This window comes from Bartonella queenslandensis AUST/NH15, from assembly GCF_000312585.1.
GTDB classification, from domain to species: Bacteria; Pseudomonadota; Alphaproteobacteria; order Rhizobiales; family Rhizobiaceae; genus Bartonella; species Bartonella queenslandensis_A.
Window position 1 is genome coordinate 1 of record NZ_HE998265.1, and the last position, 1,042, is coordinate 1,042.

At 36.4% G+C, this 1,042-nt stretch carries 1 protein-coding gene; it reads right to left on the bottom strand.

Annotated features, from left to right (window positions below):
* Positions 1-429 precede the first annotated feature (429 nt).
* On the bottom strand, positions 430-1,042 hold a 613-nt coding region (locus BN338_RS10145; protein ID WP_039762097.1), incomplete at its 5' end, for an aminotransferase class I/II-fold pyridoxal phosphate-dependent enzyme.

The following is a 1,042-nucleotide window of genomic DNA, read 5'->3' on the forward strand; positions in this document are numbered from 1 at the left end:
TCGTAAAACCTATAAGTCAATTAAGGGGTTAATAGCGAAAACTTAAGAGAAATTGAACTATTTACACAATGGAGAGAGGGAGACACTTCTTCATTTTTAGGTGAAAAGGATGCCAAGAAATAGAAAAGGTTTAACTGTAAGGTTATTAATTATAAGGGTGATTGTTTTTTTAGTATGAGGTCTTTCTTAGCGTTATAAATTGGATGGAGAAAGCTAAACAGTTTTTTATCTCTCATGACAATAGACTGATTCATTTTTTTGATTGCTTGATTTTTTTGATCTTTATCTGCGGTTTCTATTTTTTTGTTATGTTTATGCATGAATATTTTTGCTGAATTGATAGGCTCTATCTTTAACATAGTTTTTGATATTTTGTCGGATAGATTGACATTCAGCAAAAAACAATCACAAGAGATGATGTTAAAAATTTTAAATTAAGCTGTTGCAAAAAGACTGGATACGTGTGCAAGCTTCTTCAAGTAATTTTTCTGATGTTGCATAAGAAATACGAAAAGTTGACCCAAGTCCAAAAGCAGCCCCTTGGACAACGGCGACAGCTTCTGTTTCCAGAAGCGCCATAGTAAAGTCTTCATCATTCCTAATACATTGGCCATTTGGTGTTTTTTTGCCAATAAGTTCTGCACAAGAAGGATACACATAAAAAGCACCTTCAGGTGTTGGACAATGAATGCCAGGTATTTGGTTTAGCATGGAAACAACGAGATCACGACGTGCTTGAAAAATACTTTTATTTTTAGTGATAAAGTCTTGAGGCCCATTGAGAGCTTCAACAGCAGCCCATTGTGAAATAACACTCGTGCCAGATGTTTGCTGACCTTGAATGGTATCCATAGCTTTAATGAGTTCTTGTGGCCCCCCAGCATAACCGATTCTCCAGCCCGTCATCGCATAGGCTTTAGAAACACCATTCATTGTGAGTGTACGCTCATAAAGCGCTGGTTCTACTTGAGCGGGAGTTACAAAGGTAAAGTCTCCATACGTGAGATGTTCATATATATCATCGGAAAGGATATAGATATGA